Genomic DNA, 18,428 nt, shown 5'->3' on the forward strand with positions numbered 1-18,428 from the left:
ACTGCAAGTGAAGAAGCCTGAGCTGAGAAAATTGCTTGGAAACGGAGATGAAAAACTTGCACTTTTCAACAGCAGGCTGCAAGTCAGTCCGGTTCGTCCTGTCCTAGGCATACGGACTGCCGAGCTGCGGAAATTGGCAAAACAGCAGGCTAAAGTGAAAGGCATTGCGTTTGTAGATAACCTGTTGGAAAATACGGAAGGCCTATACTATGAAGAAGTACTGCTCTGTTACTTTGCTTTTGCCACTCTTGCTGCAAAAATGCAGCAAGAAGATGTTTTCCATTACCTTGACCGATTGTTACTCCTGAATGACAGCTGGGCAACCAACGACAGCCTTGCCAGTTCACTCAAATGTATCTCAAAAGCTTCTGATAAGTACTGGGAATACCTGAAAATAAAATTGCAAAGCAAAAATCCATGGGACCAGCGTTTTGCCATCATATGTTTCATGGATTACTATCTGGATGACACACATACAGCCACAGTCCTGGAACAGCTTTCAAAGTGTAGAAGTAATGAATATTACGTCAATATGGCTCTTGCATGGGCTTTTGCCACGGCACTTGCAAAACAACGGGAACTAACTGCAAAATACTTTTTCACCCAGGATGCACTTACACCGGAAGTCTGGGCCATGTCAGCATCAAAGGCCATTGAAAGCTTCAGGATTTCAAATGCTGACAAGCAGCGGTTAAAGACACTCCGCCATGAAAAACAAAAGTATGGAAACTGTCTTCAACAATCCTTTAAAGGCAGTAAAGGAAAGTGCAAGACTTAGGTGACAATGTCACCTACCTGTAGGAACTTTCTTTGTATAGTATAGATGTAAGCAAAAAGCTAAGGCACAAGCCAAGGAGATAAAAAAAATGATCAAACATACGACAACCGCTAGTTTTCAGGATGACGTAATCAACTCAAAGGTACCTGTCCTCGTAGATTTCTGGGCAGCATGGTGTGGCCCATGCAGGATGCAGGGTTCAATACTTGAAAAATTTGATGCAAAGGAAGACAACTCAAAATTTACCATCTGCAAAGTAAACGTAGATGAAGAGGGACACCTTGCACAGCAGTTCAGTGTCATGTCCATCCCGACCCTCCTGGTCTTCAAGGACGGCAAGGTAGTACAGCAAGCTGTAGGTGTACGCCAGGAAGACGCACTTAAGAGCATGCTCGGACTCTGACCCCATAAGGAACCACAGAATAGGTATATACCCGAAGACTATCCATCTGAAAGGAAGGGTAGTCTTTTAGTGTTCGGACAAAGCCAGCAGGGCTGATGGGTTTACCAGTACTATCTTACCTCTGCCCTGAGTAATCCATCCCTCATTCTGGAAATATTTGAGCATTCTCGATATTACTTCCCGGGCAGTTCCGATATCTTTTGCAATGGCATCATGGGTAATAGGAAGCTCATCAGACTGCAGGATAGCCCGTTGCTCTATCAGATAAGATGCAACACGTCTATCCATACTGCTGAAGGCGACCTGTTCAAGAGTCCACATGACATCAGATAATCTGGCAGCCATCATGGAACCGGTAAAAGCCGTTACTTCAGGGTATTGGTTTTCCAAACGATGATAGAGTACAGTCGGAATAGTCAGGAGTTTGGTAGGGGCTTCTGCCTTGACCAGAACTTCAAAGGAAATATTCTTCAGTCCACAAGAACCTGAGAGTACGCATATATCATTGTCAAACAACCGGTACAAAGTCATTTCCTTGCCATTCTCGTTTATGATATATACCCGTAGACGGCCGGAAAAAACACATAGGACACCACTGCAACGCGGCAGGAGATTTCCTTCTTCATACATTTTGATCGGAAGGGAATCAAGTGCCAGTTGGTCTGAAGTACGCAATACCTTATAAAAAGGTAACATAGTATCTAATTCTTGGTTCATGATTCAATGATATGCAAAAAAAGCCCAAAAGAAAAGTAAAAAAAGAATTCTAATCCCTTTCCATGATTTTTGATACCTCCGAAAAACAAATGGCAGGACACTCAGCAAAAAAAGAGTATAATAGGTTGACAAATGTTTCTTCAGAAAGTAACATAAGCCTAAAGATTCTATATAAAGAAACATAGGAGCAGCTATATGACATTCTTCTGGAGTTGGCGACACTAACTTTTAATCAATTACACGTATTTATAAAAAGGGGCATAGCCCTATAACCACTGAGAGGGAATTTCCCTAAAGACAATCAACAAGGAAAAAAATGACAAACTATATAACAAAAGACTTGGATATGACAGGCTTACCGGGTAAGGATGGTTTTTTCGGTGAATACGGCGGAGCATTTATTCCACCAGAACTCGCAAAGATAATGAAAAATGTTGCAGACCAATATCAAAGGGCTGTTTCTGATCCGAGTTTCTGTGAAGAATATGAAGACCTGCTTACACATTTTGTCGGGAGACCTTCTCCCGTCTATTTTGCCAAAAGACTTTCCCAGGCAATCGGCGGAGCAGATATCTACCTGAAGCGGGAGGATCTCAACCATACAGGTGCTCACAAAATCAACCACTGCGTAGGAGAAGCATTGCTTGCAAAACGCATGGGTTACAAGAAAATCATTGCAGAAACCGGGGCCGGACAGCATGGAGTTGCTCTTGCAACTGCCGCTGCATTGCTGGGACTTGACTGTGACATCTACATGGGTGCCGTCGATGTAGCCAAGGAAGCTCCGAACGTCACACGCATGAAGATATTAGGAGCAAAGGTAGTTTCCGTTACACAGGGAACACAGACATTGAAAGATGCTGTCGATGCTTGTTTCACAGCTTACCTCAAGGATCCGATCAACCAACTTTACTGCATCGGTTCCGTAGTAGGTCCCCATCCCTTCCCCATGATGGTCAGGGATTTTCAGAGTGTAGTAGGACGTGAGGCAAGAGCCCAGATGATTGAAATGACCGGCAGATTACCTGATGATGTAATTGCCTGTGTGGGTGGCGGTTCCAATGCAGCCGGCATCTTCAGCGGTTTCCTTGCTGATAAGGATGTGCGTCTGCACGGTGTCGAACCGGCAGGAAAGGGACTCGATACCCCCTACCATGCTGCTACCCTCGCAAAGGGTACAAAAGGTATGATACACGGTTTCAAGTGCTATGTACTGCAAGATAAGGAAGGAAATCCACTCCCTGTCTATTCCATTGCCAGCGGCCTTGATTATCCAGGCGTCGGCCCACAGCATTGCTATCTGAAAGACATCGGAAGGGTCCAATACCATACGGCAACAGATAGGGAATGTATAGAAGCTTTCTACGGACTTTCCCGGATGGAAGGTATCATTCCTGCATTGGAGTCCAGTCATGCCGTTGCCTATGCCGTCAAGCTGGCTGAAGAACTTGGAAAAGGAAAGAATATCCTGGTCAATCTCTCCGGGCGTGGTGACAAAGATATTGACTTTGTCATTGAACATTATCCTTTGAAAGACTATGAGCCTTCTGCAATCGATGAAAACGGATATCGTGCCTTCCTTGAACAAATCCAGGAAAAAGCGCAGTAACAGCTAGGGAAAAGTAAAATTCAGGTTTAAAAAGGCAACCATGTACGGTTGCCTTTTTTTCGTTGAATAGGAACCATTTTGTCCTGCTCCAACCATCTTCCATTAGTTTTGAAAACATGCAATGGAAATAAAGTATACGCAGGAGCAATTTAATTAGTTTTCTTTTCAATATATAATAGTAAAAACTCTTTAATTAATAATAAAACACACCTTCATATAGAGTTATAATCGCAACATACCGCAACAACAAGATTGACAGCTCAAATATTCATAGCTATACTGGAAGCGGTATAATGAATATAAATCTCACGGAACAGACAGTTTCCTTTCCGTGCACCAAGAAATTAATTATCCATCCTATGGCCCATAGGTTAATTCCAAGAATCCAGGAGGAATAAGATGGTAATCGGGAAAAGGTTAAACCGAGTTGATGCCAGGGAAAAAGTCATGGGTACTGCCAAATATACCGGTGACTTCAGACCGATCAGACCTTTGTTTGCAAAAGTGCTCCATAGTACGATTGCCAATGGCAAGGTCCTTGCAATCGACACAAGCGAAGCAGAAAAAGTTCCGGGAGTAGTAAAGATACTTACTTGTTTCGAAGTGCCTGACCGTCAGTTTCCGACAGCAGGTCACCCTTGGTCGACACAAGCGAAGCATCAGGATATTGCAGATAGGAAACTGCTCAATACGAGAGTACGGTTTTATGGTGATGACATTGCAGCCGTCATTGCGGAAACAGAACTTGCAGCAAAACAGGCTGTCGCAAAGTTGAAGGTCTCCTATGAAACATATACACCGTTCTTTACATGTGAAGATGCCCTCAAACCTGAAGCCACCCCTCTTCATGAAGATATCCGTCCGACAAACCTGTTGGTGCACTCATCCTATGAAATAGGTGATTTCAACAAAGCAATCCAAGAAAAAGGACTGGTCAAGGTAGAAGGAGATTATGAAACTCCCATGGTCAAACATTGCCATATTGAACCGGCCAATTCTTATGCTTATATGGAAAAAGACAAAATAGTCGTCGTCAGTTCGACACAGATTCCTCACATCATCCGCAGAGTCTGTTCACAAGCCCTTGGCGTCGGTATGGGACAGATAAGGATCATCAAACCCTATATCGGCGGAGGTTTCGGCGATAAGCAGGATGCTCTGACAGAACCTCTCAATGCTTATCTTACCACATTGGTAGGAGGTAGATGTGTCAAGCTGGCCTATACAAGAGAAGAGACTTTTGTCTGCACACGGGTCCGCCATGCCATGAAATTCCATATCACGACCTATGTACGTAAGGATGGAACTTTCGTTGCAAGGGATGTCGTAGCATTCTCCGGCCAAGGTGCCTATGCTTCCCATGCACATGCACTGGTAGCGAACGCAGTAAATGCTTTCAGGATGATGTATCCCTATGGAGCTATACGAGGTGAAGCTTCAACTGTCTATACAAATCTCCCTACAGCAGGAGCAATGAGAGCCTATGGTATACCACAGATAGCCTTTGCCTTGGAAAGTCATCTGGAAGAAGTTGCAAAAGCAATTGGAATGGATTCCATTGCATTACGTCGGAAAAACATGATGAGACTTGGCTATGTCGATCCACCGACTACCATTACCTGTCATTCCACCGGGTTGGATGAATGCATACAGAAAGGAATGGATTACATCCATTGGAATGAAAAAATAAAAGAGTATGCCCATCAGACCGGAAACAAAAGACGTGGTGTGGGTATGGCTATATTCTGCTACAAGACAGGTGTATATCCCATTTCTTTGGAAACTTCAGCCTGCAGGATGATCCTTAACCAAGATGGTTCGATCCAACTGCAGATGGGAGCAACTGAAATCGGACAAGGTGCTGATACCGTATTTACGCAGATGGCGGCAGAAACTACAGGCCTGAGCATCGACAAAGTACATATCATTTCCACACAGGATACAGATATTACCCCATACGATACCGGTGCCTATGCTTCAAGGCAGACCTACGTAAGTGGCATGGCTGTCAAGAAGACTGCCGAAAAGCTAAAGCAACAGATCGTAGCATACGCAGGTTTCATGCTGAACAAGGACCCTGGCGACCTGGATATTGCAGAAAACCGGATCATACACAAAACGACCAAGCAGGATATGGGCCTGTCAGTCGGAGACGTGGCCATGGAAGCTTGCTATAGCCTTGATCAGTCAAAGCATATAGCTGCAGAAGAAACCCATCATTGCACTGACAATACCTATTCATTCGGCGTATGTTTCACTGATGTAGAAGTAGACATACCGCTTTGTCAGATCAAGATTCTGGACATCATCAACATACATGATTCAGGAACCATCATCAATCCACAGACAGCGGAAGGTCAGGTCCATGGAGGTATGAGCATGGGCATGGGTTACGGTCTATATGAGCATATGATTTACGATCCGAAGACCGGACGGATCCTCAACGACAATCTGCTGGACTACAAGCTGATGACTGTCATGGATACTCCTGATCTCCATGCCGACTTTGTCGAACCGAAAGACCCCAGCGGTCCTTATGGCAACAAGGCTCTGGGAGAACCCCCGATCATTCCGGAAGCCCCGGCTATCAGGAATGCCGTTTACAACGCCACTGGTGTTGCCGTCAATTCCATCCCCTTGAATCCGGAAAAACTGTTTTTCGCATTCAGGGATGCAGGACTGATCAAATAGGAGACAACGGAAATGTACGATTTCAACAATTTATATGAACCAAAGGATATCCGGGAAGCACTCCAAATGAAGATGGAATATCCGAATGCACTTATTCTGGCAGGAGGCAGTGATATACTGATCAAGATCAGGAGTGGCAGACTGGCAGGATGTGACCTGATCAACATCTATGGCCTGGAAGAACTGCGAGGTATCTGCATGGAAGACGACGGTACCATCCTCATACGCCCCTTGACCAGTTTTTCTCATGTAACGGCACATCCTCTCATCAAGCAGTACATACCGACATTGGGAGAAGCAGTTGATCAAATAGGAGGTCCCCAGATACGGAATATCGGTACAATAGGAGGCAATATCTGCAATGGAGTTACTTCTGCTGATTCAGCATCTACGCTTAAGGCTTTTGATGCCATGCTTGAACTTTCCAGCATCAACGGTGTACGGATCTTGCCTTATGCAGAATTCAGCCTCGGCCCTGGAAAAGTTGATCTCAGGGAGGGAGAACTGCTGACAGGCATCAGGATTACAAAAGACAGTTATGAAAATACGTATGGGCAATACTTGAAATACTCAATGAGAAAGGCCATGGACATTGCTACCCTTGGCTGTAGCGTCAATGTCCGACTGACGAAAGACAAAAAGGCAATCGACAGACTACGGATCGGTTTTGGCGTTGCAGCTCCTACCCCCATCAGGGCAACTACTGCCGAAACAGCAGGCAATGGACACGTACTGGATAGCAGCCTGCTTGATCTCGTTGCAGGAAAAGCCTGCGAAGACGTAAATCCCAGGACCTCATGGCGTGCATCCAAAGAATTCAGGATGCATCTGATCAAGGAACTGGCAAAACGGGCTTTGAAGACTTCAATCGAAAAGGCAGGAGGAAAAATCGATGGCTAAGAAACTCATCACCTGTACCATCAATGGTGAAAAAGTAGAAAATTATGTTGATGTAAGAGCTTCCCTTACCGATATGCTGAGAAACGATTATGAGCTTACAAGCGTCAAGAAAGGATGTGAAGTCGGTGAATGCGGTGCCTGTACTGTGCTCATAAATGGGGAACCTTTCAATTCATGTATCTATCTAGCCATCTGGGCAGATGGAAAGGATATCCTTACGCTTGAAGGATTGACGGATAAAGAAGGTACTATTTCCGATATCCAGCAGGCATTTATCGATGAAGGTGCAGTGCAGTGCGGGTTCTGTACACCAGGATTCATCATGTCGTCACTCCCCATCATCAACAGTGACAGAGAGTTCACCAGAGACGAAATCAAAAAAAATATTTCAGGCAATTTCTGTCGCTGTACCGGCTACCAGAATATTGTCAATGCAATAGAGAAAACAGCAAAAGCCAGGAAGGCAAACAAGACAAGGCAAAAGTAAATCTGGAAAGATAGACTCGATATTTTATTTTGCGACGTCCCATAACTTATGAGGACGTCTTTTTCTTTTTGGCAACAGCAATATCCATGCTCTTGTTACCTTCCAAGACCTTCTGCATAGGTACGAATCCAAAACCAAGGACCTGATAGGTCTCCAGCACAAACATAAAGGCCTGGGCATCTTCTTCGTGGACAATTTTTGTCAAATGTGTTATCTCCATATTAGGCACGACAGCCATGAGAAGTTTTCTGTTTTGCCCTGTAAAAATGCCTACACCATCGATGACAGTTCCTCCATGATGAAGTTCCGCAATAATACGTTTACCTATTGTTTCATAGGCAGGACTTACAATATAGGCTGTCTTTGCATAACGATTCCCCATATTCATGACCACATAATTGACCATCTGGCCTGAAATATACAACGTGCATAAGGCAAACAAAGCTCTTTCGAAACCAAAAGCCAAGCCCCCTGCAACTACAATCAGTCCATCACAGAGAAAAAGTGCGTTACCCAACGGTATACCGGTATATCGGCAAAGAATCTGTGCAACGATATCAGTTCCTCCGGTATTTGCACCAGCTTTCATCACAGTACCTACGCCACCACCAAGCAGGACGCCTCCGAAAATTGCCGACAAAAGGATATCAATCTTATCTGAGTAATCAAGAAAACCTCTATAGTCGGTCAGTTGCCCAAATAGTGTCACGAAAAGAGAAAGAAGCAACATACCAAAGAAACTCTTGGCACCATACAATGGCCCGAATATCTTGATTCCGATAAGAAAGAGAGGAATCGACACCACGAGCATCGTAAGACCCTGTATCAAGTCCAAGCAGATAATAGACGATCGTCGCTATACCATTGACTCCACCAGGGGCAATTTTAGCGGGTGTAACAAAACAGGCAATGCCAAAACCAGCAATTGCCGTTCCTAGGATAATGAAAAAATAATCTCGCAGATATTTCAAAGCCGGCCTCTCCATGCAACAAGGTCAGCCCTGTTGCTACAGAATTTGATTGAATTCCAAAGTTTCCTTGTTAGGTCCTTGAATCATAAAGAATTTGACACCGTTCTTAAAAAAAGGCAAGAACTGAATACCAGGTTCAAGTATATTGCAACCTTTTCTTTTTACAAATGCACAGACTTCCTCAATATCATCTACATCGAGTGAAAGATGAGCAAGGGCTCCTGTCACCATTGCAGGATTATCATCTTCGTAAATTTCAAGCTGAAGATCGCCCAAAGAAAGGAAATTAACCCGTGACTTACCATTGATCGTTGAATAGTCAGATGTAAACCCGAGTTTTTCATAGAACTCAATTGTTTTATCATAGCAGCTAGTCGGAAGACCGACGTGCTGTAATCCCATGATTCTCATAGTAGGTTCTCCTTATCAAAATCATGATACCATGGATACTCACGGGACACAAACAAAATCATACTCTTATTTCTTTGTCATTTTCTTTACAAAAATTTTAGGAAAAGATAATACAGAGAACCTTTTTCAGTATCTTTGCCTGAGATCACCAAAAACCAACATAGAAGAAGGAAGGTCAAGGAACAGGCTGCACTCTTTCTTTCTGCGAAGGACTGTACAAGGTTGCAGGGGATTGATCTGACCAAAAAGACAAGTCGCTACCCCTCTGGCCTTCCTTTGGTCAGGACATGAAACAATGATACTGTCTGATGACAACAGTTTGTGTATAGAAAGTGTCACTGCATGTTCAGGCACATCTTCAAATTTTTCGAACCAGCCCTCACCAGCAAGTTGCTTGCGCGACCTTATTTCGAGATTGACTTCAATATAGGGATCCCTGGTAATGAAATTGGCAGGAGGATCATTGTATCCTAGGTGTCCGTTTTCACCTATGCAGGCAAAAGCAACATCAAAATCCCTTTCAGCCAATAAACGATTCATCGCAGGTATACCCTGGCTATCAGAACTGAGAGAATGAAAAGCCTTCGGATGCTGACTGAGCAAATCAATAAATCTATTTTGTAAGAAATACCGATTGCTCTTGGAAGATTCCTGGTCGATACCAAGGAACTCATCAAATTGGAAGACTTCAACTTTACTCCAATCAATATCATCATAGGTAGCAAGACTATCCAATGTCGCGATTTGGCTTGCACCTGATTCCAATACAATTGCAGCTTCACCTTTCAGCTCAATTGCATCCTTTATCTTTGAGGCACCCAACTTGGCGGCCTCTATTCCCAGGTCCTGCTTATCATCGCAAATCGTAATTCTCATATGCCAACTGCTCCTTTTTTGATTTTAGCGCTTTCCTTTACAAGGAGCAATACAAAGCAAAATATCAACATTTTTCGTTTTGTGGCAATTCTACACTTATTTATGCACTTGGCAATAGTCAAAGAGCTGGGTACTGAGCCCACCTACTCGCATAAGCTGAGCATCAGTAACATGTGTATAATGTTTTTCCATACTTTCGGACCTATGTCCCATAATCATCATCCTATCTTCCATAGAAATTCTCTCATCTTTGCCAATGGTTGAGAAACTATGTCGCAGAGAGTGAAAAGTCAGATTCCTTTTCTTACGTTGCCTACTGTCGATTCCAATTGCATCCAATACCTTGTAAAAAGTTTTCCGGATAGTTGTATCAGTCAGCACACCCCTGCTACGCGAATTCCAAAATACAAAACCAGACCTACCAGGATCCTCCTGTGCCCTGAGACGCAGTTCTTCGCCCAGAGAATGAGGTATGCAAAGGTAACGGTTATATTTACCCTTTGTCCCCTTAAGTCCCGTGTACGGGGCAATGGATGCACATACATTGACTTTATCCAGCAAGTTGCCGTCCTCATCTTTCATACCAGTCTGTAGGATATCCTTGGCTTGTAAAGCTCTCACTTCTCCCATTCTCATTCCGGTAGATAAAGCCAATGAAATAGCCAATGCATATGCTTTATCCAAATCTTGGACCTTTTTCCCAATTTCTTGGAGTTCTTTCAAGGTAAAGGTTCCCTTTTCTTTGGTTTGACGGGCAATTGATTCAATTCTTGCTGCAGGATTTATTGGTATCATCCCCAGTCGATGTGCTTCTCTAAGAGGAATTGAGATTGACAGTAACACTTGCGCAATGGTACCGCTTGACAGTTGTTTTTCACTGAAGAGACAAGAAATCATATCTTCTATATGACGAGTCCTTACTTCGCATAATCGAATTCCCTGAGGCAGAAAAAGCGCTGCATTGTGCACATAGTTGCTCAGCATATTGATACAGTATTCCTTTCCAATAGTGTCGGGTTTGTGTTGGTTCTTACGCTTGACATACCCTGAAGTGTCATAGTCCCAGAAGGTTTTGCAATACGTATCAAAAGGTTGCTGGCTGTCACTGGCAAAGACCAATCCAGCTTCCAGTGCTTTCTGAGCAATGATGCAGGCATCATCACGATAAACTACCGGTTCAATGGAGACAATGCCAAGCCTCTCCCTGAGCACTTCAACACTTTTGGCCGTCATTTGTTTTCCTGTTTCCAAATTGATGTAGGAAACATACCAGTATCGGCCATGTTTTTTTGTTCGTCGAGAGAGATAAAATGCTTTTCTACGTGCCATCATTTCCTCACTTATTTATTCACTCATAATATCTATATTTAATCAGTACAATCTTTTATATACCCCATTACACATGGAGGAAGTATGAAGAAGAAAGTACTACTTACTACTACTGCTATGGCTCTGATCGCAGCCATGACTGTTTCTGCAGACGTAAACTTCAGCGGAAAATTCAGACAAGGCTACAAATTCTCTTGGACAGGAAGCGATTATACTGCTGATGCTTATCGCTCCAGTACTGCAAGCAAGAAAGAAGGCAAATTGACCTTCAAAATCAATGATGCAGATGGGTTGTGGAGTGTTTCATTCGGTGACTTGAACGGGACCCTTGATTCCAATGATAAGTTGGGTGCTACAGCAACCATCAATTTCAGTCAGGCTCTCAAGGCTCAGAAGGGTATTGAACTTCCCGTAGGTGTTGTCCTTGGTATCGGTAATACTGACAATGATACCCAACTGACTGCATATGATGATGTAACTGGCAACGAATACTACAAGTTCAAGAACTATGCAGCAGGAAGTGTCTATACCGGTGATGCAATCATCTCTTATGAGAATCTTGCATCTGTAAAACTCTCGGTAAACCCAGTTAACGTTTCTTATGGAGAAGGTGAAGACGCTGTTTCCTATAGGCCTTCCATGGCTGTCAGTGCAAAGATTTCTCCTGTTGATGGTATTTCTGCTACTGCAGGCTATGCATATCGTGGCTTTACCTATGACCAGGCAGGAAATACACTAAGCACTGAAGATTATGGCTTCAACGGATCTGCTTTAGTTGATGTTGCCAAATTTGCTGGTCTTGATAGTAGCTATAAGTTGAGTGTATCAGCTTATGAGTCATATCTGAGCGGAACCGTTACGAAAACTACAAGCAGTGGAACTTCTACTGGTGATGGCGCCAATCAATTTGCAATCAATGTCGACGGTGGCGTCGGTGATATTTCCGCTTATGCTGAATTCTTGATTGGAACACTTGATAGTGACAGTACTTATGCTATGAATACCTGTGTTACTTATAGTGGTATCGAAGATACTAGCCTTGACATCTATCTTGATGTTGCAGACTTCGACAATTTTGCTGATACCATTGCAATTGGCGGTGATGCTGCCTATACCTTGGGTGGTGCTACGTACAACCTCAATATGGAGTATGATACAGCTTCAGGCGATGATACATTCAGTGTTACACCTAAAGTTACCATTTACTTCTAAAAGAGAATTTATAAGCAAGGCTAGTAATGGCCTTGCTTTCTTTTACCATAATATGTACACAATTTATACATATTTTTGTCAAAAATCACGATTTATTAACAAATCTGATGAAATATACTGCTTTAATGAGGAAATATTCAATTAATAAATGAAACAATTCTAATTATAATCACGTAATCAACATATTTGTGTTAAAGTAAATTACAAATATATTTAAATGGCAATTGATTTTAATAATATCTAATTTGTTTAGTTATCAAGAGAAATATGATAAAAAAATTTTAATATACATATTTATAATGAATATGTATATTAATTGATGTCTTGCATAGCTATCCAATATGATATAAGCAATTATGACTATTAATCCAATACTATCAAGAATGATGTTTTTTAGGATAATACATAAATTTCAATGAGGAAGTTGCGATGAGAAAAAAAAGCTACTATAGATTAAATCTACAGTAGCTTAATAACCTAATCTGAATCAAGACTAGTAGGAAAGCCCAATTTGCGGTGTAATGCTGAATGTATCATCACCCTTAGCAGTTGCATATTCCATGTTGACCTTATAGGTTATGCCACCCATTGTATAAGTTGCATCAGCACCGAATACCTGGTTGTCAGCAACCTTTGAAAGTTTGAGGATTCTATAATAACCGTCAAGGCCGACCTTCTCAATACCAGAATAGGCAGCACCAAACCACAGTGACTGCTGTGAATCTTTGTCATCCAATTTGTAGCTTGTCATAGCAAACTGTACATAGCCAGTAATATCCTGTGCACCGCCCTGTACGTTTACTGCGACTGTATTCTGATTGTTGTCAGAATCATCGCCATCATTCAGGTAGGTATCCATTACAGAAGCTTTTGCAGTGTAACCAGTCAACTGGGCAAGTTTGGCAATATCAACTGTAGCAGCACCATTGAAGCCGTAATCATATGCCAAGGATGTGCTGGCCAAGTAACTATTGTAATCTGCATCAGTCGAAGCTGTTGTATACTCAGCACCCTGTTCTGCCTTTGCATAGTCATAACCGGTGACATAACCGCTCTTACCATGTCCATAGGCATATCCAGCAGAAACAGATACACCATCAATTGGATTTACGATTGCACTGATACCAAGGCACTGTCCGCCACTGATAGGTCCACCAGCCAACTTTGCTGTGATGAGTGTTGCCTCGGTGTTCGGATCTGCATAGGAAACAGTCATGTTTGAAACATTCTCGTTACCATGTGCCTTCAGTTTATAGAAGTCCTTGCCAGTCACATTGTTGTAAGCAGAAAGAGCAGTGTCAGAACCACTGTTGCCAATTGTGAATGATGCATCAAATGGTAAAGTAATATTCTCATCTGCTGCCAAAGCCTTTGTCAAGCTCACGGTAGCTGATGCTCTCAATGCATTGTCACTTCCAAAGAGATCAAAAGGTGCATCATCATCATCATCATCATCACCCGTCTTACCCTGGTTGCCGATATCAACACTCCACAGACCATCGCTGTCTGCAAAGTTAACATACATGCTTGCTTCAAAGTTATCATCACCAGAAGTCAAATCTTCCTCATTGCTGACAGTAAGATCGTCACCCTTCCAAGCAAATTTATAGCCTTGGTCAAAGCTTCCGCTGAAGTTGACATCTGCAGAAACAGTCATGGCTGCAACCAGAGCCATAGCAGTAGTAGTAAGTAGTACTTTCTTCTTCATACTTCCTCCAAATAGTTCGGGGAGCCACTCCAAGAATAGCTTTTTCCCCTTTTTTCCATTATATGACTTGAATTCTAACAGTGGTCATATAATATGTCAAGATAAAAATAAGCCGTTTTCCTTTGCTAAACTATGTTGAAAACCGCCTTTTCCATCTTTAGACTGACGGAATCTGTTGCACTGTTACAATAGAAACAGCAGGTCTGATTCCATCTATTCCTATATATCCAAACATCAAGACTAATTTTAGATTTATAGGTTACAAAAAGTCTATCAAACTTCCAATAATTCAGTTGAAATTCTATTTTCATTCCAAGAAGCCGGCGAAATTGCCAATCTTCTGGAATCACAAAGGACCTTTATGTCGTCAAACATCCGGGTAAGGCATTCTCCATTCGTCGAAAAATCAATAATGATAGCAGATACCCCTTTCCTTGCCATAGTGCGGGAAAAACGGTCAAACAGCAAATGGAATACCCCTAAATCAGTAAATTCCGCAGCAACCCCATAGCAAATCAATTCAACGACGTCTGAAGCCAGATATCCATATTCCAGAAAACCTACCAACATACGCTCAGGTGTCAATGCATAAAACTTATCCGTCTCTGTAAAACTTGCTATCTGTTTTTCCACCATCAGACGGTCAAGCCTTGGCAATGTAGCCAATACGCTGTCTTTCAACTTTTTGAATTCTGGCCGGAGAGAATCATCAATAGTCTCTTCGATGGAAAAGTCTTCAATAAGCAAGTCATCCGGCAATTCTTCAAATTCTTCCTCTAGCTTGACTACGGAAACCGTTCCTTGATTCCTTGTATACCAGTTTGTAGCAACAGCTTTCATCTTGGCATCTTTAAATGCATACCATTGTTTCTCCAATAAAGGCTGGTCACGCAGCACATCCTTGAATTTACGGAACACACCTCGGCCATGATGCAATGCTTGGTCAAGTTTCCGTGCATAGATGTCATTTTTTACCGTAGAAGCAAAGAGTTCCATCAAATGGAAACCATCTGCAGGTCCCCAACCAGGCAAAGCCAAATAACGCCCCTTTTTCTGCAAAGGAGCTTGGTTTTTGTCAAAAGCAACGACCTTGCCATCTTCCAGATCTAAAAAACTTATCTGCTTTTGATTTTCCATGGCAAATATAATCGACTCCAAAAGCATATCGGTCAATAACGGCATCGTAGGCTTTTTCACTGAAACATTGTCAGACATGAAGATTCTCTCCCAATATAATCATCCACTCCCAGTGTAAAGGAGAAAGTGTAATTTGAAAAGCAACAGATTACAAATGCTGCAATTGCAGTCTGTTCTCAACATTAACAAAAACTCATTCCAACCTGAACTACTGAACCTACAAAAACAACATGTTTATTCCTTGACTTAATTGCCGTTTTTGATGATATTTGTGGTATGAATACAAAAACTAGGAGTGTATCATGAGCGCAATTGACTACATTGAAGGACGAGAAATCCTTGATTCACGTGGCAATCCGACAGTCGAGGTCGATGTCATTCTCGACGATGGTTCTATGGGCCGTGCCGCAGTACCCTCAGGTGCTTCTACAGGTGTCCATGAAGCAGTAGAGCTTCGTGACGGTGATAAAAATCGCTATATGGGCAAGGGAGTTCTCAAGGCCGTAGCAAATGTAAACGACACCATCGCTCCAGCTCTTGAAGGTCTCGATGCTCTTGATCAGCTTTCAATTGACCGAACCATGATTGAAATGGATGGAACCGAAAACAAAAGCAAGTTAGGCGCCAACGCAATACTTGGAGTTTCGATGGCAGTTGCAAGAGCTGCTGCAGATTCATTGGGTCTGCCGTTGTTCTCTTACCTCGGATCCTTCCACGCCTGCACGCTTCCCGTACCGATGTCCAACATCCTCAATGGCGGAGCACATAGCGACAACAAAGTGGATTTTCAGGAATTCATGATCATGCCTATCGGAGCACCTTCCATCAGGGAAGCAATCCGAATGAATGCTGAAGTCTTCCACAATCTCAAGGCTGTACTGAAGAAGCGTGGTTATAACACCAGCGTCGGTGATGAAGGTGGTTTTGCCCCTGATCTCCAGTCCAATGAAGAAGCACTTGAAGTCATCATGGAAGCTATCAAGAAAGCAGGATACAAGACTGGCCGTGATGCTGATTACATGATTGCACTTGATCCGGCAGCTTCAGAACTCTATGACGAAGACTCAAAGACCTACACTCTCAAATGGTCCACAGGTGAAAAGCTCACCAGCGACCAGATGGTTGACATGTGGGAAGACTGGTGTAACAGATATCCGATCATTTCACTGGAAGACGGCATGGCTGAAGACGATTGGGAAGGCTGGAAGAAACTTACCGACAGACTAGGCAAGAAAATTCAGCTGGTAGGCGATGACTTGTTTGTTACCAACACCCAGAGACTGAAGAAAGGCATTGAAATGGGTGTAGCCAATTCCATTCTGATCAAGCTTAATCAGATTGGTACGCTTACCGAAACCTTTGAGGCCATCGAAATGGCAAAACGCAACGGCTATACCGCTGTTGTATCTCACAGATCCGGTGAAACAGAAGACAATTTCATTGCAGACCTTGTAGTAGCACTCGAAACTGGGCAGATCAAGACCGGTTCAATGAGCCGCTCAGACAGGCTTGCAAAATATAACCAGCTGATGAGAATCGAAGACTATCTCGGTGATTCTGCAAAATATGCAGGAAAAGATGCTTTCAAGATTCTTTAGTCAATCATTGAAAACAGACATTGCAACAGGGGAGAAGCAAAACGCTTCTCCCCTGTTTGTATTCAAATCTCTATTTTTTAATTTTACTTGTCTTTCAATTGCAAACTACCCCATGAAGTAACTTGCAATTGTTCCGGCAATATAGGCAACAAGAAGAACCATACCGACAGGCCTTTTCAATGTCTTTTTCGAAAGAAGCACTGACCCTTTGAAAATAATGAGCACAAAGAGCATGACAGGAAACAGGAGCCGGAAAAAACGGGCATCTACAAGCAGGCCACCTTTGGTTACCGACGCTGCACATCCAACTACAAAAAGGACATTGAGAATATCAGCTCCCATAATATTGCCAATTGCCAAATCTCCATGGCCCCTCCTTGTAGAAGCTATTGCCGTCACAAGTTCAGGAAGGCTGGTACCGAAGGCAACAAGCGTAGCCGCGATGACAGTCTGAGGAACATGCAGCCGTATAGCAACTTCCTGGACCGCAGGGATCAGCACCTTGGAAGATATGATGACCAGAAACATTCCTAACAACAGTTTGACCATGATCTGCCACGTAGAAGCTACCGGCCCAGCCGATTCCCCTGCCGTATCCTCACTGTTTTTCACATGTCTGTCTTTTCTTGCCTGTCTGATGGAAAACCAGATATACAAGGCAAGCAGCCCAAGATATATCCACCCGACAAATTGTGGAATCTGACCACCGTCAGTAAAGATATTCCCGTTTCGTCCGGCCAAAAAAGCAGTAAGGACAAGCAACAGACCTGCAGCGAACTGCATCCAACTCTGTCTGTTGATTACTTTCTTCTCAAATGGCAGAGGCTTGATCAAGGCCGCAATACCCAATATCATACCGGTATCACAGATTATTGAACCAACGGCATTTCCCATGGCAAGATCAGGAATCCCGTTCAAAGCAGACACAACCGATACCGTCACCTCGGGAAGCGTCGTTCCCAAGGAAACTATCGTAGCACCGATAATCATCTTGGGTACTCCCCAACGGACCGAAAGGGAAACCGCTTCATCAACCAACATGTCTGCAGCCTTGCTCAGGATGACCAAGGAAACTGCAATTATGGCAAACAGAGCAACAATACCCCAGATTCCATCAGGAAGTGCTACTATGATCCGTCCCATCAGATTTTCTATCACACATCCTTCCTTTCCGATAATTCAGACAATTCTCGCTTTGCCTTGGCGTAGGGAAAACCACTCCGGACCAAGTACGCCAATTGCTTCTGGCAATCCTTGCCATACTTCTTGATTGCAAGCCGGACAGCCCTGTCCAGTAGACTGGCTTCGGTAGCTTCGTCCACTTCCTCTTGCCATGCTGCATCACAGACAGCCCTACAGACACCCTTTTGTTTCAACCTTTCCAAGACAATGGCTTTTCCTTCCGGTTTCCTTCGTAATCGGGAACGAATGAATACCTTGGCAAAACGAAAATCGCTCACATAACCCTTTTCCTGCAGATATGCCAAGGTTTTTTCAATTTCCATGGTCCCGAATTGCCTTTTGCCCAATTTCAGGCGAAGTTCAAAGACAGAATGTTCGCGTGCCGCCAACAATTGCATAGCTTTTTTCCTGCATATAAA

17 protein-coding genes and 1 pseudogene are annotated in these 18,428 nt (G+C 43.2%); 8 read left to right on the forward strand and 10 right to left on the reverse strand.

Going from position 1 to position 18,428, the window contains the following annotated elements; genetic code table 11:
* The first annotated feature begins 7 nt into the window (after positions 1-7).
* Together LKE40_07475 and trxA are read left to right on the forward strand one after the other, a co-directional pair.
* Positions 8-778 (forward strand): DNA alkylation repair protein, encoded by a 771-nt coding sequence (locus LKE40_07475; GenBank protein ID MCH3917289.1) that lies wholly within the window; start codon positions 8-10, stop codon positions 776-778.
* 88 nt (positions 779-866) lie between these two features.
* The gene (gene trxA, locus LKE40_07480; GenBank protein MCH3917290.1) at positions 867-1,181 is read left to right on the forward strand and encodes a thioredoxin; all 315 of its coding nucleotides are present in this window, start codon (positions 867-869) and stop codon (positions 1,179-1,181) included.
* Between the two features lie 66 nt (positions 1,182-1,247).
* On the opposite strand, the gene LKE40_07485 is transcribed toward trxA, so the two are convergent.
* Complete coding sequence (locus tag LKE40_07485) at positions 1,248-1,898, reverse strand: Crp/Fnr family transcriptional regulator (protein MCH3917291.1); 651 nt, start codon at positions 1,896-1,898, stop codon at positions 1,248-1,250.
* A 316-nt stretch (positions 1,899-2,214) separates the two neighbouring features.
* On the opposite strand from LKE40_07485, the gene trpB reads away from it, so the two are divergent.
* The 4 genes from trpB (at position 2,215) to LKE40_07505 (ending at position 7,585) form a co-directional block, all read left to right on the forward strand.
* The gene (gene trpB, locus LKE40_07490; protein MCH3917292.1) at positions 2,215-3,507 is read left to right on the forward strand and encodes a tryptophan synthase subunit beta; all 1,293 of its coding nucleotides are present in this window, start codon (positions 2,215-2,217) and stop codon (positions 3,505-3,507) included.
* A 399-nt stretch (positions 3,508-3,906) separates the two neighbouring features.
* On the forward strand, positions 3,907-6,198 hold the full coding sequence (xdhA, locus tag LKE40_07495; protein ID MCH3917293.1) for a xanthine dehydrogenase molybdenum-binding subunit XdhA: 2,292 nt from the start codon (positions 3,907-3,909) through the stop codon (positions 6,196-6,198).
* Positions 6,199-6,210: 12 nt separating this feature from the next.
* Positions 6,211-7,098 carry a xanthine dehydrogenase FAD-binding subunit XdhB gene (gene xdhB, locus LKE40_07500; GenBank protein ID MCH3917294.1) on the forward strand — a complete coding sequence of 296 codons (888 nt, stop codon included), beginning with the start codon at positions 6,211-6,213 and terminating at the stop codon, positions 7,096-7,098.
* The gene (locus tag LKE40_07505; GenBank protein MCH3917295.1) at positions 7,091-7,585 is read left to right on the forward strand and encodes a (2Fe-2S)-binding protein; all 495 of its coding nucleotides are present in this window, start codon (positions 7,091-7,093) and stop codon (positions 7,583-7,585) included. The genes xdhB and LKE40_07505 overlap by 8 nt, the downstream gene beginning before the upstream one ends.
* 46 nt (positions 7,586-7,631) lie before the next feature.
* Here LKE40_07505 and LKE40_07510 read toward each other — a convergent pair whose 3' ends face one another.
* From LKE40_07510 to LKE40_07530, 5 genes and pseudogenes are all read right to left on the reverse strand, one after another.
* On the reverse strand, positions 7,632-8,420 hold the full coding sequence (locus LKE40_07510; GenBank protein MCH3917296.1) for a YitT family protein: 789 nt from the start codon (positions 8,418-8,420) through the stop codon (positions 7,632-7,634).
* A gap of 43 nt (positions 8,421-8,463) precedes the next feature.
* Positions 8,464-8,571: pseudogene (locus LKE40_07515) on the reverse strand (YitT family protein).
* A gap of 21 nt (positions 8,572-8,592) precedes the next feature.
* Complete coding sequence (locus LKE40_07520) at positions 8,593-8,967, reverse strand: VOC family protein (protein ID MCH3917297.1); 375 nt, start codon at positions 8,965-8,967, stop codon at positions 8,593-8,595.
* Positions 8,968-9,093: 126 nt separating this feature from the next.
* Positions 9,094-9,843, reverse strand: a complete 750-nt coding sequence (locus LKE40_07525; GenBank protein ID MCH3917298.1) for a 6-phosphogluconolactonase — start codon at positions 9,841-9,843, stop codon at positions 9,094-9,096.
* A gap of 96 nt (positions 9,844-9,939) precedes the next feature.
* Positions 9,940-11,076, reverse strand: coding sequence for a tyrosine-type recombinase/integrase (locus LKE40_07530; GenBank protein ID MCH3917299.1), 1,137 nt, complete (start codon positions 11,074-11,076; stop codon positions 9,940-9,942).
* Positions 11,077-11,256: 180 nt separating this feature from the next.
* On the opposite strand from LKE40_07530, the gene LKE40_07535 reads away from it, so the two are divergent.
* On the forward strand, positions 11,257-12,384 hold the full coding sequence (locus LKE40_07535) for a hypothetical protein (protein ID MCH3917300.1): 1,128 nt from the start codon (positions 11,257-11,259) through the stop codon (positions 12,382-12,384).
* Between the two features lie 493 nt (positions 12,385-12,877).
* Here the strand turns inward: LKE40_07535 and LKE40_07540 are convergent, their stop codons facing one another.
* Positions 12,878-14,092, reverse strand: a complete 1,215-nt coding sequence (locus LKE40_07540; GenBank protein ID MCH3917301.1) for a hypothetical protein — start codon at positions 14,090-14,092, stop codon at positions 12,878-12,880.
* A gap of 273 nt (positions 14,093-14,365) precedes the next feature.
* Positions 14,366-15,307 (reverse strand): UPF0158 family protein, encoded by a 942-nt coding sequence (locus LKE40_07545; GenBank protein MCH3917302.1) that lies wholly within the window; start codon positions 15,305-15,307, stop codon positions 14,366-14,368.
* Between the two features lie 224 nt (positions 15,308-15,531).
* On the opposite strand from LKE40_07545, the gene eno reads away from it, so the two are divergent.
* Positions 15,532-16,827 carry a phosphopyruvate hydratase gene (gene eno / locus LKE40_07550; protein ID MCH3917303.1) on the forward strand — a complete coding sequence of 432 codons (1,296 nt, stop codon included), beginning with the start codon at positions 15,532-15,534 and terminating at the stop codon, positions 16,825-16,827.
* Between the two features lie 105 nt (positions 16,828-16,932).
* Here the strand turns inward: eno and LKE40_07555 are convergent, their stop codons facing one another.
* Both LKE40_07555 and LKE40_07560 read right to left on the reverse strand, forming a co-directional pair.
* Positions 16,933-17,985, reverse strand: a complete 1,053-nt coding sequence (locus tag LKE40_07555; protein MCH3917304.1) for a calcium/sodium antiporter — start codon at positions 17,983-17,985, stop codon at positions 16,933-16,935.
* Entirely contained in the window at positions 17,982-18,407 is a 426-nt protein-coding gene (locus tag LKE40_07560) for a recombination regulator RecX (protein MCH3917305.1), read from the reverse strand. The genes LKE40_07555 and LKE40_07560 overlap by 4 nt, the downstream gene beginning before the upstream one ends.
* Between the last annotated feature and the right edge of the window lie 21 nt (positions 18,408-18,428).

Source organism: Spirochaetia bacterium, assembly GCA_022482625.1.
Classification (GTDB): Bacteria; Spirochaetota; Spirochaetia; order Sphaerochaetales; family Sphaerochaetaceae; genus Pleomorphochaeta.